The organism is Pseudomonas sp. R3-41 (genome assembly GCF_054161485.1).
Map to the genome: position 1 here is coordinate 5,674,770 of NZ_CP096421.1, position 22,089 is coordinate 5,696,858.

The 22,089-nt window shown below is 61.1% G+C and carries 20 protein-coding genes; 9 read left to right on the forward strand and 11 right to left on the reverse strand.

What is annotated here, in order from left to right:
• Positions 1-115 precede the first annotated feature (115 nt).
• On the forward strand, positions 116-1,315 hold the full coding sequence (locus M1D99_RS24550) for a CaiB/BaiF CoA transferase family protein (protein ID WP_186705444.1): 1,200 nt from the start codon (positions 116-118) through the stop codon (positions 1,313-1,315).
• Between the two features lie 474 nt (positions 1,316-1,789).
• Here the strand turns inward: M1D99_RS24550 and M1D99_RS24555 are convergent, their stop codons facing one another.
• The 11 genes from M1D99_RS24555 to ffh all read right to left on the reverse strand — a co-directional run bounded on the left by M1D99_RS24555 (position 1,790) and on the right by ffh (position 12,343).
• Complete coding sequence (locus M1D99_RS24555; RefSeq protein WP_186705443.1) at positions 1,790-2,077, reverse strand: DUF3509 domain-containing protein; 288 nt, start codon at positions 2,075-2,077, stop codon at positions 1,790-1,792.
• Positions 2,078-2,239: 162 nt separating this feature from the next.
• Positions 2,240-3,628, reverse strand: a complete 1,389-nt coding sequence (locus tag M1D99_RS24560; RefSeq protein ID WP_458130894.1) for a transporter substrate-binding domain-containing protein — start codon at positions 3,626-3,628, stop codon at positions 2,240-2,242.
• 120 nt (positions 3,629-3,748) lie between these two features.
• Positions 3,749-5,158 carry a threonine synthase gene (gene thrC / locus M1D99_RS24565; protein WP_458130895.1) on the reverse strand — a complete coding sequence of 470 codons (1,410 nt, stop codon included), beginning with the start codon at positions 5,156-5,158 and terminating at the stop codon, positions 3,749-3,751.
• A 102-nt stretch (positions 5,159-5,260) separates the two neighbouring features.
• On the reverse strand, positions 5,261-6,565 hold the full coding sequence (locus M1D99_RS24570) for a homoserine dehydrogenase (protein WP_186705440.1): 1,305 nt from the start codon (positions 6,563-6,565) through the stop codon (positions 5,261-5,263).
• A 132-nt stretch (positions 6,566-6,697) separates the two neighbouring features.
• On the reverse strand, positions 6,698-7,429 hold the full coding sequence (locus M1D99_RS24575) for a DsbC family protein (protein WP_458130896.1): 732 nt from the start codon (positions 7,427-7,429) through the stop codon (positions 6,698-6,700).
• Between the two features lie 311 nt (positions 7,430-7,740).
• Complete coding sequence (xerD, locus tag M1D99_RS24580) at positions 7,741-8,637, reverse strand: site-specific tyrosine recombinase XerD (RefSeq protein WP_207966394.1); 897 nt, start codon at positions 8,635-8,637, stop codon at positions 7,741-7,743.
• 133 nt (positions 8,638-8,770) lie between these two features.
• Positions 8,771-9,121 carry a 50S ribosomal protein L19 gene (gene rplS / locus M1D99_RS24585; RefSeq protein ID WP_003175895.1) on the reverse strand — a complete coding sequence of 117 codons (351 nt, stop codon included), beginning with the start codon at positions 9,119-9,121 and terminating at the stop codon, positions 8,771-8,773.
• A gap of 45 nt (positions 9,122-9,166) precedes the next feature.
• A complete protein-coding gene (trmD, locus tag M1D99_RS24590; RefSeq protein WP_205929660.1) occupies positions 9,167-9,940 on the reverse strand; it encodes a tRNA (guanosine(37)-N1)-methyltransferase TrmD in 774 nt (257 codons plus the stop codon).
• A complete protein-coding gene (gene rimM, locus M1D99_RS24595; protein ID WP_186705437.1) occupies positions 9,922-10,458 on the reverse strand; it encodes a ribosome maturation factor RimM in 537 nt (178 codons plus the stop codon). Before rimM ends, trmD begins: the two co-directional genes overlap by 19 nt.
• A 5-nt stretch (positions 10,459-10,463) precedes the next feature.
• The gene (gene rpsP, locus M1D99_RS24600; RefSeq protein WP_003198088.1) at positions 10,464-10,715 is read right to left on the reverse strand and encodes a 30S ribosomal protein S16; all 252 of its coding nucleotides are present in this window, start codon (positions 10,713-10,715) and stop codon (positions 10,464-10,466) included.
• Positions 10,716-10,966: 251 nt separating this feature from the next.
• A complete protein-coding gene (gene ffh / locus M1D99_RS24605; protein WP_003198085.1) occupies positions 10,967-12,343 on the reverse strand; it encodes a signal recognition particle protein in 1,377 nt (458 codons plus the stop codon).
• A 196-nt stretch (positions 12,344-12,539) separates the two neighbouring features.
• Here ffh and M1D99_RS24610 point away from each other — a divergent pair, with 196 nt between their 5' ends.
• From M1D99_RS24610 to cmoB, 8 genes are all read left to right on the forward strand, one after another.
• Complete coding sequence (locus tag M1D99_RS24610) at positions 12,540-13,352, forward strand: cytochrome C assembly family protein (RefSeq protein WP_053118690.1); 813 nt, start codon at positions 12,540-12,542, stop codon at positions 13,350-13,352.
• Between the two features lie 12 nt (positions 13,353-13,364).
• Entirely contained in the window at positions 13,365-14,606 is a 1,242-nt protein-coding gene (locus tag M1D99_RS24615; RefSeq protein WP_186728980.1) for an HlyC/CorC family transporter, read from the forward strand.
• Positions 14,607-15,013: 407 nt separating this feature from the next.
• Positions 15,014-16,327 carry an MFS transporter gene (locus tag M1D99_RS24620; RefSeq protein WP_186705435.1) on the forward strand — a complete coding sequence of 438 codons (1,314 nt, stop codon included), beginning with the start codon at positions 15,014-15,016 and terminating at the stop codon, positions 16,325-16,327.
• 152 nt (positions 16,328-16,479) lie between these two features.
• Positions 16,480-18,894, forward strand: coding sequence for an endopeptidase La (gene lon, locus M1D99_RS24625; protein WP_434572174.1), 2,415 nt, complete (start codon positions 16,480-16,482; stop codon positions 18,892-18,894).
• Between the two features lie 218 nt (positions 18,895-19,112).
• Positions 19,113-19,505: a protease inhibitor I42 family protein gene (locus M1D99_RS24630; RefSeq protein WP_434572176.1), complete on the forward strand. Its 393-nt coding sequence runs from the start codon at positions 19,113-19,115 to the stop codon at positions 19,503-19,505.
• Between the two features lie 2 nt (positions 19,506-19,507).
• On the forward strand, positions 19,508-20,143 hold the full coding sequence (locus M1D99_RS24635) for a lysoplasmalogenase (RefSeq protein ID WP_434572178.1): 636 nt from the start codon (positions 19,508-19,510) through the stop codon (positions 20,141-20,143).
• 151 nt (positions 20,144-20,294) lie between these two features.
• Entirely contained in the window at positions 20,295-21,038 is a 744-nt protein-coding gene (gene cmoA, locus M1D99_RS24640; protein ID WP_053118678.1) for a carboxy-S-adenosyl-L-methionine synthase CmoA, read from the forward strand.
• Positions 21,035-21,991 (forward strand): tRNA 5-methoxyuridine(34)/uridine 5-oxyacetic acid(34) synthase CmoB, encoded by a 957-nt coding sequence (cmoB, locus tag M1D99_RS24645; RefSeq protein ID WP_186705432.1) that lies wholly within the window; start codon positions 21,035-21,037, stop codon positions 21,989-21,991. The genes cmoA and cmoB overlap by 4 nt, the downstream gene beginning before the upstream one ends.
• Positions 21,992-22,089 lie beyond the last annotated feature (98 nt).

Consider the following 22,089-nt stretch of genomic DNA (forward strand, 5'->3'; position numbering starts at 1 on the left):
AAGTCTAACCGATGACGCGGGCAATCCACGAATTGCCGACCATCAACCTGCGGCGACCGGCCCTGGCCTATGATAAAACGCTCTATCCGTTCTGCTTTGTCCTACAGGATCCGTCATGTCGCTTACTGCCAAACCCCTTGCCGGCGTCAAAGTCATCGAACTCGGCACTTTGATCGCCGGGCCCTTCGCCTCGCGAATCTGCGGCGAATTCGGTGCCGACGTCATCAAGGTCGAATCCCCCGATGGCGGTGATCCGCTGCGCAAATGGCGCAAGCTGTATGAAGGCACATCCTTGTGGTGGTTCGTCCAGGCACGCAACAAAAAGTCCCTGACCTTGAACCTCAAGCACCCTGAAGGCCTGGCGATCCTGAAGAAACTGATCGGAGAAGCCGACATCCTGATCGAGAATTTTCGCCCCGGTGTGTTGGAAAAGCTCGGCCTGGGCTGGGATGTCCTGCACGCACTGAACCCGAAGCTGGTGATGGTACGGCTTTCGGGCTTTGGCCAGACCGGGCCGATGAAAGACCAGCCGGGGTTTGGCGCGGTGGGCGAATCCATGGGCGGCCTGCGCTACATCACCGGCTTCGAAGACCGCCCGCCGGTGCGCACCGGGATTTCCATCGGCGACTCCATCGCCGCCCTGTGGGGCGTGATTGGCGCATTGATGGCCCTGCGTCACCGCGAGGTCAACGGCGGAACCGGGCAAGTGGTGGACGTGGCTTTGTACGAGGCGATTTTCGCCATGATGGAAAGCATGGTGCCGGAGTTCGACGTGTTCGGCTTCATCCGCGAGCGCACCGGCAACATCATGCCCGGCATCACCCCCTCGTCCATCCACACCAGCGCCGACGGCAAGCACGTGCAGATTGGCGCCAACGGCGATGCGATCTTCAAGCGCTTCATGCAGATCATCGGGCGTGACGACCTGGCCAATGACCCGCAACTGGCCAGCAATGATGGCCGTGACAGCCGGCGCGATGAGCTCTACGGCGTCATCGATCGCTGGGTCAACGGGCTGCCGCTCGACAGCGTTATCGACCAACTGAACCAGGCCGGGGTACCGGCCAGCCGGATCTTCAGCGCCGAAGACATGTTCAGCGACCCGCAATTCCTGGCCCGTGAAATGTTCCTGCAGGCCAAGCTGCCGGACGGCAAGGCGTTCAAGATGCCAGGAATCGTACCGAAACTCTCCGACACCCCGGGCACCTCCGAATGGGTCGGGCCGGCATTGGGTGAACACAATGCCCAGGTGCTCGGCGAACTGGGCTACGACGCGCAGCAGATCGCCAAGCTGCGTAGCGACGGGGCCATTTGACGGACCGCAAGGGGGCAGTCACTGAAGATCAAACTGTGGGAGCGAGCCTGCTCGCGATAGCGTCGGGTCAGACGACTTGATGTTGACTGGCACACCGCAATCGCGAGCAGGCTCGCTCCCACACAGGTTTTGGGTCGTTTATAAGATCAGTGTCCGCCGCCGATCCCTGTGGGAGCCGAGCTTGCTCGCGATAGCGGTGTGTCTGCTTGCATCAATGCTGAATGTGCCGCCGCAATCGCGAGCAGGCTCGCTCCCACAGTTGGGCCCACAAAAGCTCCACCAGGGCCTGACAGAACACGCTAAACACATAAAAGCCGGGCAAAAAGAAACCCCGAGAAGTGGGGAGACGACTCGGGGTTAAACGTAACCAATCATGGTTAGTACAACAAGCGACAAGCACCGGAGCACAATGCTTGCTCTTGCTGGTAAAAGGTCTGACTCATCAGGACGTAGGAAGGTTCCCACAAAACCCGGTCAATTCGCCGCGACCATGACCTTGTCGCGCGCCAGATTGCGCAATGCCGCAATCACACAGGGCTCAAGGCGACCCTCGGCAATCAGCACATCGCGATGCAGGCCATCGACCACGTCGGTCAACTGACGCTTGTCGGCCAATTGGGCCTGATTGAACACTCGCTCGACGATGATGCTCCCGCTGGCATTCCTCAGCGTTACCCGGCATTCGCCCTTGGCACCGGAGGGAGTCAGCGAGACCTGGTACGGGCTCAAGGCTTCATTCAGCAATAGGCTGATACTTTCCATTCGCTCACCCTTCAATAGTCCGAAACAACTGCATGTACACAGTCAATGACCGTGGGCCGCAGCAGAAAGTTCGTCAGCGCACCGAACCGGCACGCCTCAACCTGTTCAACCGAGCATGCGCGTCCAATATGACAGTCAAACAACAGCCTTCTCCGGGCGCCGTTACGGGCTGACGGCCGGCACAGCCAAGCCCCTGTCGCAACGGCGCCACCGGCGCCCGACATCGGTCCAGCCCCCCAGAATGCCACGCAGGTGCCCATCGGCCCCATAGAACGGCACCGACCAATGATAGATTTCCCGCAATCCGCCGCTGAACATCAATTGCCGGTCGACGAACCGAGACTGGCCGGTGCGCAATTGATCCATCACTTCCCCATGCAGCAGCTCGGCGGTGGCCGGCGGGAATGATGCCGAGTCGGTGAGCCGCGTGCCCCGCAGTTTTTCGAAGCGGGTCGCGAACTGCTCTTCATAGCTTTTGTTGCACATGATCAGGCGACCTTCCAAATCACGGATGAAAATCGGGTCGGGAATGGCATCCATCAAGGCCCGCTGGAGCATCAACTGATCCTTGAGGACCGCTTCGACCTTGAGGCGTTGGTCGATCTGTATCTGCAGGCGGCGGTTCCACAGCAGGGACAAGAGACCAAAGACCACGACCACGGTCACACACCAGTAACCCCAACTGGATATCCGCGCCCAGATCGTAGGCGCCTGGACTGGGGTCGTGCCGGCCATCCATTTCGAACGCAGCGCACGCATGTCCTCGGCCGGGAAGGCTTCCAGGGCTTTATTCAAGATACTCAGCAACACGGTCAGGTCCTGGCGTACCGCCAGGTAATCCGGTTCCCACTTGCCCTCAAGGCCGCTGCCGACCTGCAATTGCCCGGCCGGATAGAGATGCACCCCGGTTTCATTTTCGATAGTGGCGAAGGCTTCCCGACTCTCTACCAGCGCCCGTGCCTCGCCAGAGGTCTTGGTCGTGCGTAATGTGATCGTCGGGTAATCGCGCCGGATTTCCGCTTCCAATGCATGGCGTGCCGGTAATGCCAGGACTTTCCCTTCGAGCTGCCCCAGCGAATGAAGGGACGATTCCCCGTCTCGGCCGACGAATACCCAGCCGAAACCACCGAACGCATGGCTGAAACCGAGGAAATCCCGACGTTCTTCATTCATCGCCAGCAGGGTCGTCATGTCGGCCTCGCCATTCTCCAGCATCGTCAACAACTCACCGGGGGAGAACGACTCCCGATGCACGAACTCGAGGCCGCTCAGGTGCGCGATACGCTGGAGAATATCGTGGTTCAACCCACTCCACTGTCCCTGCTCATTCTTGAACAAGTACAACGGAAACTGCATGGTGGCCACGATGACCCGGGGGTTCTCCTTGACCCACTTCAACTCTTGCGCGTCCAGCACCAGCCGTTCGCCAGGGTTGCGCGGTGGCGTTTCGAAAGCGCTCAGCGGCGCCGCACCGCCTCCCTGCGTCCAGTACATCAGGGCCAGAACCATTACCCAGCCCAGGGCTGGCTTGCCTTTGATAAAAAACGACATCTGCATTTCCTTCGAGATGACTCGCCCATCCCTCCAAGGGCGAAAACCCGGCCAGTTTGGCATGCATAAACAAGAAAGCCCGTCAGGAGACGGGCTTCAAAATGTGACAGATTCAAGCGGTCAGAGTGGCTTGCCGCGATTGCCATGCAGGCTGACAAAGGCCTGCACGGCTTTCAAGTCGTTGGGCAACACGGTGCATCGCTCATCTCGCTCAAACAAATCAGAAAGATGCGCAGGCAGTTCGAGCGCTTTTCCTACACCAGCTTTCTCCACCGCTTCCGGGAACTTGACCGGGTGAGCCGTGCCCAGGATCACCATTGGGATGTCCAGGCTGCGACGGCACTCACGAGCGGCCTTGACACCGATGGCCGTGTGCGGATCGAGCAACTCACCGCTCTGCTCGAACACCTCGGCGATGGTTTCGCAGGTCTGCTCATCGTCCACGGCCAGGGAGTCGAACAACTTGCGGGCTTCGGTCCAGCGCTCAGGCTCGACGCTGAAACCGCCGCCCTGCCGGAAGCTGTCCATCAGGCCGGCGATCGCCGCGCCGTTGCGACCGTGCAGGTCGAACAGCAGGCGTTCGAAGTTCGACGACACCATGATGTCCATCGAAGGCGACAGCGTGGCGTGCAGGGTTTCCTTGACGTACTGGTTGCCGCTCATGAAGCGGTGCAGGATGTCGTTGCGGTTGGTGGCGACGATCAACTGGTTGATCGGCAGCCCCATGTTGCGCGCCAGGTACCCGGCGAAGATATCGCCAAAGTTGCCGGTCGGCACCGAGAACGATACGGAACGGGCCGGACCGCCCAGCTGCAGGGCCGCATGGAAGTAATAGACGATCTGGGCCATGATCCGCGCCCAGTTGATCGAGTTCACCGCCACCAGCCGCGTGCCCTTGAGGAAGCTCTGGTCGGCGAAGCTGGCCTTGACCATTTCCTGGCAGTCATCGAAGTTGCCTTCGATGGCGATGTTGTGGATGTTATCGCCAAAAATGGTCGTCATCTGCCGACGCTGCACTTCCGAGACCCGGTTGTGCGGGTGCAGGATGAAAATGTCGACGTGCTCGCAATGCTTGCAGCCTTCGATGGCCGCCGAACCGGTGTCGCCAGAGGTGGCACCGACGATCACCACGCGCTCGCCACGCTTTTGCAGCACGTAGTCCAGCAGGCGACCGAGCAGTTGCAGGGCGAAGTCCTTGAACGCCAGGGTCGGGCCGTGGAACAGCTCCATGACCCATTCGTTACCGTTGAGCTGACGCAGCGGCGCGATGGCATTGTGGGAAAAGACGCCATAGGTCTCTTCCAGGATCTTTTTAAAATCGGCGTCCGGGATGCTGCCGGTGACAAACGGGCGCATGACCCGGAACGCCAGCTCGTGATACGGCAGGCCGGCCCAGGAAGCGATTTCTTCCTGGGTGAAACGCGGCAGGTTTTCCGGCACATAGAGACCGCCGTCCGTGGCCAGGCCGGCCAGGAGGACATCTTCGAAATTCAGGGCCGGTGCCTGGCCGCGGGTGCTGATATAGCGCATAGGGGCAAACCTTCGGTTTGAGCTGCGAGCTGTAAGCTACAAGCTGCAAGTAAAAGCGGATCTGCTTTTACTTGGAGCTTGCAGCTTGAAGCTTGTAGCTGCTTAGTTCAAATGTTCAACGCGGATACGGACCACCGGCCCAACGACACCCTGGAGCGCTTCCAGCGCCGCGATCGCGTCGTTGATGTTCTGCTCGACCACACGGTGGGTCAGCAGGATCATCGGCACCAGGCCGTCGTGTTCCTCGACTTCCTTCTGCATGATCGACTCGATGTTGATGCCGCGTTCCGAGAGGATACTCGCCACTTGGGCCAGCACACCCGGATGGTCCTTGGCCTGGATGCGCAGGTAGTAGGAGCTTTCGCACGCCTCGATCGGAAGAATCGGGTGAGCCGACAACGAGTCTGGCTGGAAGGCCAGGTGCGGCACGCGATTTTCCGGGTCGGAGGTCATGGCGCGAACCACGTCCACCAGGTCGGCAATGACCGAAGAAGCCGTCGGTTCCATGCCCGCGCCAGCGCCGTAGAACAACGTCGAGCCAGAGGCATCGCCGTTGACCATCACCGCGTTCATCACGCCGTTGACGTTGGCGATCAGGCGGTCGGCCGGGATCAGCGTCGGGTGCACGCGCAGCTCGATGCCGCTGGCGGTGCTGCGCGCCACGCCCAGGTGTTTGATGCGATAGCCCAGGGCTTCGGCGTAGTTCACGTCCGCGGTGGTCAGCTTGGTGATGCCCTCGGTGTAGGCCTTGTCGAACTGCAACGGAATACCGAACGCAATGGACGCCAGGATCGTCAGCTTGTGCGCGGCGTCGATGCCTTCCACGTCGAACGTCGGATCAGCCTCTGCGTAGCCCAGGGCCTGGGCTTCGGCGAGCACGTCTTCGAAGGTGCGACCCTTCTCGCGCATCTCGGTGAGGATGAAATTGCCGGTGCCGTTGATGATCCCCGCGACCCAGTTGATACGGTTGGCCGACAGGCCTTCGCGGATCGCCTTGATCACCGGGATGCCACCGGCCACGGCGGCTTCGAACGCCACGATCACACCCTTCTCGCGGGCCCTGGCGAAAATCTCATTACCGTGAACAGCGATAAGCGCCTTGTTCGCGGTGACCACATGCTTGCCATTCTCGATGGCCTTGAGTACCAACTCGCGGGCAACGGTATAGCCGCCCACCAGCTCTATGACGATGTCGATCTCAGGGTTCGTGGCCACTTCGAACACATCGTTGGTAATCGCAATACCGGTCGTCTGGAACTGAGGCTTTGGCGTGCGCATGGCAATTTGTGCCACTTCGATCCCACGCCCGGCACGACGAGAAATTTCCTCGGCGTTGCGCTGAAGTACGTTGAAGGTGCCGCCACCGACGGTACCTAACCCACAGATGCCTACTTTGACCGGATTCACTCTTGACTCCCCATGAAACGGCCGACGCAAGGTCGGCCGTGAAATACAGCCGCGCAGCAACGCGACTCTGTGTTTAACGGCCCGACGAAAGCTTTCGCCGAGCCGTGATCTTCAAAAGCGGATCGCCCATGATCATTTCGCGCCGAGGGCCAGTTTGGCCACTTGTGGCGCTGGCTGGTAGCCCGGAATTAGCTGACCATCGGCCAAAACAATCGCCGGCGTACCGTTCACACCTATTGACTGTCCGAGGGCAAACTGCTTGGAAACCGGATTCTCGCACTGGGCGGCCTTGATTTCCTTGCCGTCGACCATCTTGTCCATGGCCGCTTTCTTGTCCTTGGAGCACCAGACCGCCTGCAACTGCTCATCACCCGGCGAGCCCAGGCCCTGGCGCGGGAATGCCACATAACGCACTTCGATGCCGCGCTTGTTCAGTTCCGGCACTTCGGCGTGCAGCTTGTGGCAATACGGGCAGGTGGTGTCGGTAAACACGGTGATGTGGGACTTGGTTTCGCCGATGGCCGGATAAACCACGGTTTCAGCGACCGGAATGCCGTTGATCAACTTGGAAATGCCTTGGCGCTCGGTCAGCTCGGTGAGGTTGACCGGCTTGCCGTCCTTGAGCTCGAACAGGTTGCCCTGGACGATGTATTGGCCGTCGGCGCTGGCATAAAGCACGCGGCTGCCCTTGAGCTTGACCTCATACAGGCCGGCCATGGGACTGGCCGAAATGGTGTCGATCGGCACGTCGAGCTGAAGGTTTTCCAGGCTTTTGCGGATAGCCTTGTCGGCCGCGTCATCGGCGATGGCAAAGGTACTGGCCAACGCAATGGCGGCGGCGGTGAACATCTGGATCAAACGCATGGGGACTCCTGAGGCGAACAAATGAGACGGGAAACGCCGACCCGCAGATTCGGGTTCCAACCGCCCACTGTGCAAACCGACAAAGCCTACCACAGAAGGCTGGCGTGACCGAATGCCGCTGACGCAAGACATTGCTGGAGGCTGCCCTGTGGAACTGTCCTGTGGGAGCTACCTGTGGAAGCTACCTGTGGGAGCAAGGCTTGCCCGCGATGGCCACGCTGCGGTGTAACAACTACACCGCGTTATCGTTCATCGCGGGCAAGCCTTGCTCCCACAAGCTTGCTCCCAAAGGCTCCCACAGGGGACTTCATTCAGCCGCGAGGATGATGCTTGGCATGCAAGTCCTGCAACCGTGCCCGAGCCACATGGGTGTAGATCTGGGTGGTGGACAAGTCGCTATGGCCAAGCAGCATCTGCACCACCCGCAGGTCGGCGCCGTGGTTGAGCAGGTGTGTGGCGAAGGCATGACGCAAGGTGTGGGGCGAGAGGGATTTGTTGATCCCGGCCACCTTGGCCTGGTGCTTGATGCGGTGCCAGAAGGTCTGGCGGGTCATCTGCTCGCCGCGCAGGCTGGGGAACAGCACATCGCTGGGACGCCCACCCAGCAGTTCATGACGGGCATCGCGCATATAACGCTCGACCCAAACAATCGCTTCCTCGCCCATCGGCACCAGGCGCTCCTTGCTGCCCTTGCCCATTACCCGCAGCACACCCTGGCGCAGGTTGACTTGCTCCAGCGTCAAGCTGATCAGCTCGGTGACACGCAGGCCACAGGCGTACAAGACTTCCAGCATGGCCCGGTCGCGCTGGCCGATGGCCTCACTGAGGTCGGGCGCCGCCAGCAACGCCTCCACATCGGCTTCCGACAGGGACTTGGGCAGCGGACGTCCCAGCTGCGGCATTTCCACGCGCAAGGTCGGATCCACCGCGATGAGCTTTTCCCGCAGCAAATAGCGATAGAACCCACGCAAGCCGGAGAGAAACCGTGCCGTCGAGCGCGGTTTGTAGTTCTGCTCCAGGCGCCACGCCAAGTGATCGAGGATCAACTCCCGGCCGGCATTGATCAGTTCCAGGTTATTTTCCTGCAACCAACCGTTAAACAGTGCCAAATCGCTGCGGTAGGCACCGCGGGTGTTATCGGACAGCCCCTTCTCCAGCCACAGGGCATCGAGAAACTGGTCTATCAGTGGATGATCGATGGCTGGCATAAAGACTCTTGAAAGATGCGGGCACACACGGCATCAAAAATGGAAACGAAGCTATGCAGGGTGCTCAAAGCACAAATCGCAGGCAACAAAAAAGCAGCCCGCAGGCTGCTTTTTTTTGCATCGGAAGCTGGACTTAAGCCAGTTTTTCCTTGATGCGAGCTGCTTTACCCGACAGGTCACGCAGGTAGTACAGCTTGGCTTTACGTACGTCACCGCGACGCTTGACAGCCATGCTGTCGATTTGCGGGCTGTAGGTCTGGAAAGTACGCTCTACGCCGACACCGTTGGAGATTTTACGAACGGTGAATGCACTGTTCACGCCACGGTTACGCTTGGCGATAACGACGCCTTCGAACGCTTGCAGACGGGAACGGTCGCCTTCCTTCACTTTCACCTGAACGACAATGGTGTCGCCCGGGGCAAAGGTAGGGATTTCTTTGGTCATCTGCTCTGCTTCGAGTGCAAGGATGATTTTGTTAGTCATGCTGTGCTCCTAAGGCAAGTCGTCGGACTCACCATCGATACGTTGTTAACTATCGTCCCGCTCGCGGATGTATTCCTCGAGCAGCTTCTTCTCTTCTCCAGAAAGCGAGCGGCTTTCCAGAAGATCGGCGCGTCGTTCATAGGTCCGACCAAGGGACTGCTGTAAACGCCAACGCCGGATGTGCGCGTGGTTGCCACTTAGCAACACGTCGGGAACACGCTGATCCGCATACACCTCCGGTCGGGTGTAGTGCGGGCAATCCAGCAGACCATCCGTAAAGGAATCTTCCTCGGCGGAATCTGCATGCCCTAAAGCTCCAGGCAGCAGTCGTGTAACCGCATCGATCAGGACCATCGCCGGCAGCTCGCCGCCAGACAGTACATAGTCGCCAATCGACCACTCTTCATCGACATGAGCTTCAATGAAACGCTCGTCAATGCCTTCATAACGGCCGGCAATCAGGATCAATGCATCCAAATTCGCCAGCTCGCGTACCGCCGACTGAGTCAGCTGGCGGCCTTGGGGCGACAGGTAGATCACCTTCGCACCCTCCCCGGCTGCCGTCCTGGCCTGAACCAGCGCATCTTCCAGGGGCTTGATCTTCATCACCATGCCCGGACCACCGCCAAACGGGCGATCGTCCACAGTGTGATGTCGATCCGTGGTGTAGTCCCGCGGATTCCAACAGGTGAGCTGCAACAGCTCCTGTTTCACCGCGCGGCTGGTTATGCCGTACTCGCTGATGGCGGAAAACATCTCGGGAAACAATGTGATGACTTCAACGCGCAAATTAGCCACGTTTAGAAATCCGCATCCCATTCCACCTTCATCTCGCCTGCGGCAAGGTCGACGGCCAACACGCATTGCTCGGTATAGGGCAACAGGCGTTCGCGATCATCCAGGCTGCCGACGCAAGGCTTGACCACCATGACATCGTTCGAACCGGTCTCGAGCAGGTGATCGATTTTCCCGAGCAATTGCCCGAGGTGGTCGATGACCTTCAGACCCACCAGCTGGTACCAGTAGTACTCGCCGTCGGTCAGTTCAGGGAACAGGTTGCGCGGCACGCAGATCTCATAACCGGCCAGAAGACGTGCTTCTTCACGATCATCGAGACCCTTGAGCTTTGCGACCAGGAACTTGTCGTTCCCGCGTCCGCTGACCAGCTCCACCTGTTTCACGCTACCTTCGCGCTTGAGCGTCCAGGTTTTGTACTCCAACAGGTTCTTGATCGGATCAGTAAAGGAATACACCTTCACTTCGCCGCGAACGCCATGTACAGAATAGATCTTGCCGACAACGATCAAATCACCGGCATCTTTTGGCGTCGCGTTCATATTGCTCAGGCCGCAGCCTTAGCCGATTCCTTCAACAACTGAGCAACGCGCTCAGAAGGTTGTGCACCAACGCTCAGCCAGTAGGCTACGCGCTCTTGGTTCACGGACAGACGAACTTCCTGACCACGGGCAACAGGGTTGAAGAAACCAACCTGCTCCTTGTGGGAACCGTCACGCGGGTTGCGGCTGTCGGTTACGGTCAGGTGGTAAAACGGGCGCTTTTTGGAGCCGCCAAGGGCAAGACGGATTGTTAGCATGTGAACATCGTTCCTGTAGTCGGTGCTGCAAATCTAAATGCACAGCGGGCATAGGTGCCCGAAAGGCCGCATATTCTAAGGAATATCCCGACTTTTGCAAATGTCTTTTTCCGGCGCCTGGTGCCATGCGATCAAGATTTGCCATAGAGCCGTCATGAAAAACGGCAGGTCAGCTCCCACGTAGCGCGGGTTTGCTGGAGATCCCCGCATCCGTGCGGGGCAACGCCGACATGACAGCCGGCGCAGATTCTTTACATTTTCGGCATGCCGCCGCCGGGCAACATACCGCCCATGCCGCGCATCATCTTGGCCATTCCGCCCTTGGCGGAGAATTTCTTCATCATCTTCTGCATCTGCTTGTGTTGCTTGATCAAGCGACCGATGTCCTGCACCTGGGTGCCGGAACCCATGGCGATGCGGCGCTTGCGCGAACCGCTGATCAGCTCAGGGTCGCGGCGCTCGGCCGGGGTCATGGAGTTGATGATGGCTTCCATCTGCTTGAACTGCTTTTCAGCCGCGCCCTGGGCATTGCCCATCTGCGCCAGGTTCACGCCACCGATGTTCGGCAGTTTGTCCATGAGGCCGCCAAGGCCGCCCATGTTCTTCATTTGTTGCAGCTGGTCGCGGAAGTCTTCGAGGTCGAAGCCCTTGCCCTTCTTCAGTTTCTTGGCCAGTTTGTCGGCCTTGTCCTTGTCGAGGGTCTGCTCGGCCTGCTCGATCAGGCTGAGCACGTCGCCCATGCCGAGGATGCGCGAGGCGATACGCTCGGGGTGGAACGGCTCGAGCGCTTCGCTCTTCTCGCCCATACCGATGAACTTGATCGGCTTGCCAGTGATGGCACGTACCGACAGCGCGGCACCGCCACGGGCGTCACCGTCGACCTTGGTCAGGATCACGCCGGTCAGCGGCAGCGCGTCACCGAACGCCTTGGCGGTGTTGGCCGCGTCCTGGCCGGTCATGGCATCGACCACGAACAGGGTTTCCACCGGGTTGATCGCGGCATGGAGCGCCTTGATCTCGCCCATCATCTCTTCATCGATGTGCAGGCGACCGGCGGTATCGACGATGACCACGTCGATGAATTTCAGTTTTGCTTCTTTAATAGCCGCCTGGGCGATGTCCACCGGCTTCTGGCTCAGGTCGGACGGGAAGAACGTCACGCCGATGTCGTTGGCCAGGGTTTCCAGTTGCTTGATCGCCGCCGGACGGTAGATGTCCGCCGACACCACCATCACCGACTTCTTCTTGCGCTCTTTAAGGAAGCGCGCCAGCTTGCCGGCTGTCGTGGTCTTGCCCGCGCCTTGCAGGCCGGCCATCAGCACGACCGCTGGCGGTACGGCGCTGAGGTTCAGGTCTTCGTTGGCGGCGCCCATCAGGCTTTCGAGCTCGGCCTGGACGATCTTCACGAACGCCTGGCCCGGCGTCAGGCTGCGCGACACTTCGGTGCCGACAGCGCGTTCCTTGACCGAATTGACGAAGTCCTTGACCACCGGCAGGGCGACGTCGGCTTCGAGCAACGCCATGCGCACTTCGCGCAGGGTGTCTTTGATGTTGTCCTCGGTCAGTTTCGCCTTGCCGGTGACATGGCGCAGCGTCTGCGAGAGACGGTCGGTTAGGTTTTCAAACATGCGCGATCCTTTCAGGCCCAGATGAGACCGGGATAATGGCGGCCCAGACCGTGAAAAATGTGCTCGGCGAGCCTGCGGCGTGGGCAGGTCGCGGATTATAGCGAAGAAGCGTGCGGCGTACACCTTGCAGTGGTCTTTCGTGTGGAGGGGGTTCTATGCCAAACTCAGCGCCTTTCGGGCTTGCCTAACAGGATTTATGCTCCCCTTGTCACCCAGCTTGCTTGCCACCCTCGCCGCCGCTTGCCTTTATGCCGCTGCGACCCTCTATCAAGGCACACGCCTGGCCACCGGCGCCAAGGCGAACAAACGCCTGCTGGTCACGCTTGGCGTGCTGGCCGTGCTCGGCCACGCGGCCAGCCTTTATACCCACCTGATGACGCCGATCGGCCTGGGCCTGGATTTTTTCAACGCCGCCAGCCTGATCGCCGTCGCCGTGATCGCCCTGACGCTGCTGGCCTGCTCGCGCATCCCGGTGGAGAACCTGTTGGTGCTGCTGTTCCCGCTGGGGCTGGCCACGGTGCTGCTGGCGCAGTTCGCGCCGTCGGGCACCGTGCAGATCATCGACGAAGAGCCAGGCATCCTCGCCCACATCCTGCTGTCGATCCTCGCCTACGGCCTGTTCACCATCGCCGTGTTCCAGGCCTTGTTGCTGCTGGTGCAGGATCACCAGCTCAAGCACAAGCACCCGTCCGGACTGATCCGCAACTTCCCGCCGCTGCAAACCATGGAAAGCCTGTTGTTCGGCTTCCTCTGGGCCGGCTGGACCCTGTTGTCCCTGTCGCTGATCTCCGGCTGGTTGTTCGTCGAGAACCTGTTCGCCCAGCACCTGGTACACAAGACCTTGCTGGCGTGCCTGGCGTGGGTCGTGTTCAGCGTGCTGCTGTGGGGGCGCAACCGCCTCGGCTGGCGTGGACACAAAGCGATTCGCTGGACCCTGGCCGGTTTCTGCCTGCTGATGCTGGCGTACTTCGGTAGCAAGCTGGTTCGTGAATACATCCTGCATATCTGACGGACGGCCCTGATGGATACGTTGCCCGTAGCGCCGTTGTTCGCCGTGCTGGTGGTGCTGATCCTCTGGTCGGCCCTGTTCACGGCCATCGAAGCCGCCCAGCAATACCTGCTGGCCCAGCGCACAGCCTCGCGCGCCAGTGACAGACCGCTGGCGGCGCTGACCTTCCCGCTGGCCAGCCTGATCCTGTGCAATACCCTCTGTCGCGCCCTGGCCGTGGTCATCGGCACGTTGCTGGCCATTTTTACCTGGCTGGAAAACGGCCCGTGGGTCGCCTGGCTCGGCACCAGCGCCGCCCTGCTGGTGTTCGCCGACTACCTGCCGCGCACCTTGGCCAGCCGTCAGCCCGACGCGGTGCTGGCATTGGGCAACACCTTGCTGGGCATACCGCTGAAGATCCTCTACCCGTTTGCCTGGTTGCTGAATAGCGCCAGCCAGTTGTTGCTGCGCCCCTTCGCTCGCAAGCCCGGCATGGTGCAGCAGAGCGACGACGAAATGCCCGCGCCACCGCGTAGCGAGCAGGAATCCGAGCACGGCAGCAGCCGGCTGCATCCGATTTCCGGCATCCACGCCTTGGACAACATCACCGTCAACGATATCCTCGTACCCCGTAGCGAGGTCGATGGGATCAACCTCGACGACCCCATCGGCGACATCATCGAACAGCTGCGCCTGAACCGGCGTACCCGCCTGCCGGTGTTTCACAGTGACATCAACCAGGTCGAAGCGGTGCTCAACACCCGCCAGATCCGTCATTTGCTGGCGGACGCGAGCCTGACCAAGGAAGCGCTGCTGACCGCTTCCCACGAGCCTTACTTCGTGCCCGAAAGCACGCCACTGCAGCTGCAACTGTTGAATTTCCACAAGCAGCAGCGGCGCTTGGGCATGGTGGTGGACGAATACGGCGAAGTGCTGGGTATTGTCACCCTGGAAGATATCCTCGAAGAAATCGTCGGTGAATTCGAGAGCGAGCACAGCCTCGACAATCCCCACGTTCATCCCCAGCCCGACGGCCGCCTGATGATCGATGGCGCGGCGTCGATCCGCGAATTGAACCGGACCCTGGGCTGGCACCTGCCTTGCGACGGCCCCAAGACCCTCAATGGGTTGGTGACCGAAGCCTTGGAAACCATTCCCGAAAGTCCGGTCTGCCTGAAGATCGGCCGTTATCGGCTGGAAATCATCGAGACCGTGGACAACCGCGTCAGCCAGGTGCTGGCGTGGCATAACAGCTCGGTGCCCGCAGTCCTCTAATTACCGCACCGTGGCGAGGGAGCTTGCTCCCGCTGGGCTGCGCAGCAGCCCCAAAAGCAGCCCCCAACTTACCTGATACACCGAGTGATATGGTTTCAGGGCCGCTTCGCAGCCCAGCGGGAGCAAGCTCCCTCGCCACAAAAAGCTCAGCGCACCCTTCAATATTGTGTACGGGCTCACTTGTTGATTCATTAGCCCCCTTCCTATACTCAACCCGCTTACCCAGCCCCGCCCGAACCCCGTGCCTACCCCGCACTTGGCTGGTTCCGGCCAGACCATCGGCAAGATCCGCAGCAACCCTGGGACTGTTCCTACCCGAAACAGCGACGGGATACCCGCCCACATCCCTGGGGGTTCGACCATAATAATTCGCTCCAACGGAGCATATGACTGTCAGGGATAACCGCATGACGACCGCTACCTGCAACGAGGCAGTGACTGCCCAGCCGACCAACTCGGCCACTCGCGTGGCGACCGCGAGCTTCATCGGCACCGCCATCGAGTTCTACGATTTCTACGTCTACGCCACGGCTGCGGCCCTGGTGATCGGGCCAGTGTTCTTTCCGCAAACCTCAGGCACGGCACAGATGCTGTCGTCCTTCCTGACGTTCGGCATCGCCTTCCTCGCCCGTCCGCTGGGTTCGGCGCTGTTCGGCCACTTCGGCGACCGGATCGGGCGCAAGTCCACATTGGTGGCGTCCTTGCTGCTGATGGGCGTGTGCACCACGCTCATCGGCGTGTTGCCCGGCTATGCCAGTATTGGCGCCTGGGCACCGATCCTCCTGTGCGTGCTGCGTTTCGGCCAAGGCCTGGGGTTGGGCGGCGAATGGGGCGGCGCGGCGCTGCTTGCCACCGAGAACGCCCCTAAAGGCAAGCGTGCCTGGTTCGGCATGTTCCCCCAACTGGGGCCCTCCATCGGCTTCCTGGCGGCCAACGGCTTGTTCCTGACCCTGGCCATGAGCCTGGACGACGAGCAATTCCGCTCCTGGGGCTGGCGAATTCCGTTCCTGCTCAGCGCCGTGCTGGTGATCGTCGGCCTCTACGTGCGCCTCAAGCTCCACGAAACCCCGGTGTTCGCCAATGCCGTGGCCCGCCAGGAGCGAGTCAAGGTGCCGCTGGTCGAGCTGTTCAGCCAGTATTGGGCGCCAACGCTGCTGGGCGCGGCGGCGATGGTGGTGTGTTACGCGCTGTTCTACATCTCGACGGTATTCTCCCTGAGCTACGGCGTGTCCACCCTCGGCTACAGTCGCGAAACATTCCTGGGCCTGTTGTGCTTTGCCGTGCTGTTCATGGCCGCTGCGACCCCGTTGTCCGCCTGGGCCAGCGACCGCTACGGCCGCAAACCGATCCTGATCATTGGCGGCCTGCTGGCGATTGCCTCGGGATTTCTCATGGAGCCCTTGCTGACCCATGGTTCCACGGGCGGCGTGGCGTTGTTCCTGTGCATCGAGCTGTTCCTGATGGGGGTGACCTTCGCCCCCATGGGTGCCTTGCTGCCGGAACTGTTTCCGACTCATGTGCGCTACACCGGCGCCTCGGCAGCCTACAACCTGGGCGGCATCGTCGGCGCCTCGGCCGCGCCATTCTTCGCCCAGAAACTGGTGGCGATGGGCGGCTTGAGCTATGTCGGAGGCTATGTTTCAGCGGCCGCGCTGCTCAGCGTCATCGCGGTGTTGTGCTTGAAGGAAACTCGCCATAACGACTTGAATCGGGTCGCCTAGGCCGGGCCCGTGGCGAGGCCCCGCGCCTCGCCACGCCAACCTGTCGCCAGCCTGAACGGCCACCAATGAAATAACCGTTAACAATCCCCCACCATTGAAACCACCCCCCACCTGCCCCATCTAAGACCCATACCCCATTGCGCAGGTGCCCCATGAGCGACCAGCACTCTACTGAAGCCACTCACGAATACGCTGACTCCGAACACGTCGAACACACCTCCTCCGGTACCGGCCTGGCCCTGCCCGGCCAGAACCTGCCGGACAAGGTCTACATCATCCCCATCCACAATCGCCCCTTCTTCCCGGCCCAGGTGCTGCCGGTCATCGTCAACGAAGAACCGTGGGCCGAGACCCTGGAGCTGGTGGCCAAGTCCGAACATCATTCCCTGGCGCTGTTTTTCATGGACACGCCCCAGGAAGACCCGCGTCATTTCGACACCTCGAAGCTGCCGCTGTACGGCACGCTGGTGAAGGTGCACCACGCCAGCCGGGAAGCCGGAAAATTGCAGTTTGTCGCCCAGGGCCTGACCCGCGTGCGCATCCGCACCTGGCTCAAGCACCATCGCCCACCGTATCTGGTGGAGGTCGAATACCCGCACCAGCCGAGCGAGCCGACCGACGAGGTCAAGGCCTACGGCATGGCGCTGATCAATGCGATCAAGGAACTGCTGCCGCTCAATCCGCTGTACAGCGAAGAGCTGAAGAACTACCTCAACCGCTTCAGCCCCAACGACCCTTCGCCACTCACCGACTTTGCAGCCGCACTCACCTCCGCCACCGGCAATGAGCTGCAGGAAGTGCTCGACTGCGTGCCCATGCTCAAGCGCATGGAGAAAGTGCTGCCAATGCTGCGCAAGGAGGTCGAAGTGGCGCGGTTGCAGAAAGAGATTTCCGCCGAGGTCAATAACAAGATCGGCGAACATCAGCGCCAGTTCTTCCTCAAGGAGCAGCTCAAGGTCATCCAGCAGGAACTGGGGCTGACCAAGGACGACCGCAGCGCCGACCTCGAGCAGTTCGAGCAGCGGCTGGAAGGCAAAGTGCTGTCGGCCCAGGCGCAAAAGCGTATCGAAGAGGAGATGAACAAACTCTCGATCCTGGAAACCGGCTCGCCGGAATACGCCGTCACCCGCAATTACCTGGATTGGGCGACTTCGGTGCCGTGGGGCGTGTATGGCCAGGACAAACTCGACCTCAAGCATGCGCGCAAGGTGCTCGACCAACACCACGCTGGCCTGGACGACATCAAGGACCGCATCCTCGAATTCCTCGCCGTCGGTGCCTATAAAGGCGAGATCAGCGGTTCCATCGTGCTGCTGGTGGGCCCGCCGGGCGTGGGCAAAACCAGTGTTGGCAAGTCCATCGCCGAGTCCCTGGGCCGGCCTTTCTACCGCTTCAGTGTCGGCGGCATGCGCGATGAAGCCGAGATCAAGGGCCATCGGCGCACCTACATCGGTGCCCAGCCGGGCAAGCTGGTGCAGGCGCTCAAGGATGTCGAAGTGATGAACCCGGTGATCATGCTCGACGAAATCGACAAGATGGGCCAGAGCTACCAGGGCGACCCGGCTTCGGCCTTGCTCGAGACCCTCGACCCGGAACAGAACGTCGAATTCCTCGACCACTATCTGGACATGCGCCTGGACCTGTCGAAAGTGCTCTTCGTGTGCACCGCCAACACCCTGGACTCGATCCCCGGGCCGCTGCTGGACCGGATGGAAGTGATCCGCCTGTCGGGCTACATCACCGAAGAAAAAGTCGCCATCGCCAAGCGCCACCTGTGGCCCAAGCAACTGGCCAAGGCCGGCGTGTCCAAGGGCAGCCTGAGCATCAACGACAGCGCCCTCAAGGCCTTGATCGACGGTTACGCCCGTGAGGCCGGGGTGCGCCAGCTGGAGAAACAGCTGGGCAAACTGGTGCGCAAGGCGGTGATGAAGCTGATCGAAGAGCCAAAAGCGGTGATCAAGCTCGGGCCGAAGGATCTTGAGGCGTCCCTGGGCAAGCCGGTGTTCCGCAACGAACAGGTACTGTCTGGCGTCGGGGTGATCACCGGCCTGGCCTGGACCAGCATGGGCGGCGCGACCTTGCCGATCGAAGCGACGCGCATCCACACCCTCAATCGCGGCTTCAAGCTGACCGGGCAACTGGGGGAGGTGATGAAGGAGTCGGCGGAAATCGCCCACAGCTACGTCAGTTCGCACCTGAAGCAATTTGGCGGCGATCCGAAGTTCTTCGACGAGGCCTTCGTTCACCTGCATGTGCCGGAAGGCGCCACGCCCAAGGACGGCCCGAGCGCCGGCGTCACCATGGCCAGCGCCTTGCTGTCCCTGGCTCGCAACCAGCCGCCGAAAAAAGGCGTGGCCATGACCGGCGAACTGACCCTCACCGGGCATGTCCTGCCCATTGGTGGCGTGCGTGAGAAAGTCATCGCGGCGCGCCGGCAGAAGATCAACGAACTGATCCTGCCGGAAGCCAACCGGGGCAACTTCGAAGAACTGCCGGACTACCTCAAGGAAGGTGTGACGGTGCACTTTGCCAAGCGGTTTGCGGATGTGGCGAAGGTGTTGTTCTGAGGGTTATGTAGCGCCTGCGTTACCGCCTTCGCGAGCAAGCCCGCTCCCACAGTGGAATTTGTGTCGTTCACAAAACTTGTGATCCACACCAATACCTAATGTGGGAGCGGGCTTGCTCGCGAAGGCGGCATCAGCAACGACACATGCCCAGCTGACACACCCAGTAGCATCTTCGGTTATGCTCGCCGTTCGTCGTAAACGCCGGAGCCGTTACCCTTATGTCCCTCACTCGCCTGCTCGTCCCCCTCAGCCTCGTGCTGCTGAGCGCCTGCGCCACGCAAACCAGCCACAACGTGACCGTGGAAAAACTGAGCCAGTGCCCGGTCAGGCTCAACAACGGACAGAACCTGATCCTGAGCCTGCCCAGCAACCCCAGCACCGGTTATCGCTGGGCGATCCAGGATTCAGCGGGAGGCGTGTTGAAAGGTTTGGGGCCGGAGGTCTATCGCAACCCGGAAGACGCCGGCATCGTTGGCGCCGCCGGTGTCTCGACCTGGCGCTTCCAGGCGTTCAACGCCGGTACCGGGCGCTTGCGCCTGACTTATCAACAGCCTTGGGCGCCGGAAGTGCCGCCGGTGGAAACCTTTGACTGCGCCATTGCGGTGAACTGACCGTGGGTTGGCTGATCCTCGCACTGATGGGTGCGGCCACCTACCTGTACGGCCTGGCCATGCATGCCACGTTGCTGTGCCTGCTGGTCAAGCCCATGCCGGTACTGGCCCTGCTCGGCTGGCTGCACGATGCGCCGCCGGGCGACTATCGACGCTGGATCAGCCTCGGGCTGATTTTTTCCCTGGTGGGCGATGTGCTGCTGGCCTGGCCGGGGGATCTGTTCGTGTTCGGCCTCGGCGCGTTTCTGCTGGCGCACCTGGCCTACCTGAAAGCCTACCTCAGCGACTGTCGCCGTCCGGCACTGCGGCCGTTGGCCCTGGCCTTGGGCATCGGCGTGGTGCTGTTGGGGATCCTGGTGTCGAGCGGTCTCGGGCCGTTACTGGTGCCGGTGGTGGTTTATGGTTTGGCCATCAGCGCCATGCTCTGGCGAGCGTTGGCAAGATTGGGCACCGATGTACCCAAGCGTTCGGCCTGGCTAGCCGCCGCCGGGGCCCTGGCCTTTGTGTTTTCCGACAGCCTGATCGGCATCAACCGGTTCGTGCAGCCCTTCCATGCCGCGCCTTACCTGATCATCATCAGTTACTGGCTGGGCCAATGGGGCATTACCGCGTCGGCGTTCCCGCAAAAGCAGCACTGAACAAAGATTAATGTGGTAGCAGAGCTCTGTGGGAGCAAGGCTTGCTCCCACACAGCCCTGCTCCCCCAGGCCTTACCCCCACAAAGCTCGCTCCCACAGGTTTTTTGGTTAAAATGCCGGCCTTTTCACCACCCATGCCGCTGGAACCGCCGTGAGCAAAGACCCCGACCGTCTATTCGCCCAACCCCTGGCCCAAGTGCCGGACTTCGCCTTCAACGAGGACGTGGTGCGGGTGTTCCCGGACATGATCAAGCGTTCCGTGCCGGGTTACCCGACCATCGTCGAAAACCTCGGCGTGCTCGCCGCGCAATTCGCCCAGCCCAATAGCGTGCTCTACGACCTTGGCTCGTCCCTGGGCGCCGTGACCCAGGCCCTGCGCCGTCATGTGCGCACCGACGGTTGCCGGGTGATCGCGGTGGATAACTCGGCGGCGATGGTCGAACGCTGCCGTGAATACCTCAACGGCCAGGACTCGATGTTCCAAGAGCTGCTGCCGGTGGAAGTGATCGAAGGCGACATCCTCGCCCTGGCGTTCCAGCCGGCCTCGGTGGTGGCGCTGAATTTCACCCTGCAATTCATCGCGCCGGACCAACGCACAGCACTGTTGAGCCGCATTCGCCAGTCCCTGCTGCCAGGCGGCGCCCTGATCCTCTCGGAAAAGCTACGCTTCAACGACGCCGAGGAACACGCCCTGCTCACCGACCTGCACGTGGCGTTCAAGCGCGCCAACGGCTACAGCGAGCTGGAAATTGCCCAGAAACGCAGCGCCATCGAAAACGTCATGAAGCCCGACAGCCTCGAAGAACACCGCGAGCGCCTCTTGGCGGCCGGGTTCTCGAAAGTCGTGCCGTGGTTCCAGTGTCTTAACTTCGCCTCGTTGATTGCCCTGCCATGATCGATCTGTCCCCCCTCGCCCGCCATCTGGCCGGCACACCCCTGGCCGATTGGGCCGCGACGCTGCAGACGCAACTCGACAGCAAGATGGAAAAGGGCCACGGCGACCTGGAGCGCTGGCAAAGCGCCCTCGATGCGCTGCCGGTCTTGCAACCCACCACCGTCGACCTGCTGAACGGCCTGACGCTCGACGCTGATTGCTCCGACGAAACCCGTGGGCAAATGCGTACCGCGCTGATGGGCCTGTCACCCTGGCGCAAAGGGCCGTTCGACCTGTTCGGCGTGCACGTGGACACCGAATGGCGCTCGGACTGGAAGTGGTCGCGGGTGGCGCCGCACTTGGATCTCAAGGGCAAGCGCATCCTCGATGTGGGCTGCGGCAATGGCTACTACATGTGGCGCATGCTCGGCGCCGGGGCCGACACGGTGATCGGCGTCGACCCCAACTGGCTGTTCTTCTGCCAGTTCCAGGCGGTGCAGCGCTACCTGTCGCAGCCCAACGCCTGGCACCTGCCGTTCCCCTTCGAGGCCCTGCCAGCGGAACTGGAAGGCTTCGACACGGTTTTTTCCATGGGCGTGTTCTACCACCGCCGCTCGCCGATCGAACACTTGCTGGCCTTGAAGGATTGCCTGGTCAAGGGCGGTGAACTGGTGCTGGAAACCTTGGTGATCGAAGGCGACGAACATCAGGTGCTGGTGCCCGAAGACCGCTATGCGCAGATGCGCAACGTGTGGTTCCTGCCGTCGGTCCCGGCCCTGGAACGCTGGCTGCGCCGCGCCGGGTTCAGCGATGTGCGTTGCGTGGACGTGAGCCTGACGACCGTGGAAGAACAGCGCAGCACCGAGTGGATGAAATATCAGTCCCTGAGCGACTTCCTCGACCCCGCCGACCACAGCAAGACCATCGAAGGGCTGCCAGCGCCGATGCGGGCGGTGATTGTGGCGCGTAAATAAATCGCCCGGAGCCCCTGTGGGAGAACAGCCTGCTCACTTAAGGGCTGCCAATCATTGTGGCGAGGGAGCTTGCTCCCGCTCGGCTGCGCAGCAGTCGT

Coding starts and splice junctions, on each gene's coding strand:
- M1D99_RS24550 (WP_186705444.1), top strand. CDS start 116: ATGTCGCTTACTGCCAAACCCCTTGCCGGCGTCAAAGTCATCGAACTC.
- M1D99_RS24555 (WP_186705443.1), bottom strand. CDS start 2,077: ATGGAAAGTATCAGCCTATTGCTGAATGAAGCCTTGAGCCCGTACCAG.
- M1D99_RS24560 (WP_458130894.1), bottom strand. CDS start 3,628: ATGTCGTTTTTTATCAAAGGCAAGCCAGCCCTGGGCTGGGTAATGGTT.
- thrC (WP_458130895.1), bottom strand. CDS start 5,158: ATGCGCTATATCAGCACCCGCGGCCAGGCACCGGCCCTGAATTTCGAA.
- M1D99_RS24575 (WP_458130896.1), bottom strand. CDS start 7,429: ATGCGTTTGATCCAGATGTTCACCGCCGCCGCCATTGCGTTGGCCAGT.
- xerD (WP_207966394.1), bottom strand. CDS start 8,637: ATGCCAGCCATCGATCATCCACTGATAGACCAGTTTCTCGATGCCCTG.
- rplS (WP_003175895.1), bottom strand. CDS start 9,121: ATGACTAACAAAATCATCCTTGCACTCGAAGCAGAGCAGATGACCAAA.
- trmD (WP_205929660.1), bottom strand. CDS start 9,940: ATGGGATGCGGATTTCTAAACGTGGCTAATTTGCGCGTTGAAGTCATC.
- rimM (WP_186705437.1), bottom strand. CDS start 10,458: ATGAACGCGACGCCAAAAGATGCCGGTGATTTGATCGTTGTCGGCAAG.
- rpsP (WP_003198088.1), bottom strand. CDS start 10,715: ATGCTAACAATCCGTCTTGCCCTTGGCGGCTCCAAAAAGCGCCCGTTT.
- ffh (WP_003198085.1), bottom strand. CDS start 12,343: ATGTTTGAAAACCTAACCGACCGTCTCTCGCAGACGCTGCGCCATGTC.
- M1D99_RS24610 (WP_053118690.1), top strand. CDS start 12,540: ATGCTCCCCTTGTCACCCAGCTTGCTTGCCACCCTCGCCGCCGCTTGC.
- M1D99_RS24615 (WP_186728980.1), top strand. CDS start 13,365: ATGGATACGTTGCCCGTAGCGCCGTTGTTCGCCGTGCTGGTGGTGCTG.
- M1D99_RS24620 (WP_186705435.1), top strand. CDS start 15,014: ATGACGACCGCTACCTGCAACGAGGCAGTGACTGCCCAGCCGACCAAC.
- lon (WP_434572174.1), top strand. CDS start 16,480: ATGAGCGACCAGCACTCTACTGAAGCCACTCACGAATACGCTGACTCC.
- M1D99_RS24630 (WP_434572176.1), top strand. CDS start 19,113: ATGTCCCTCACTCGCCTGCTCGTCCCCCTCAGCCTCGTGCTGCTGAGC.
- cmoB (WP_186705432.1), top strand. CDS start 21,035: ATGATCGATCTGTCCCCCCTCGCCCGCCATCTGGCCGGCACACCCCTG.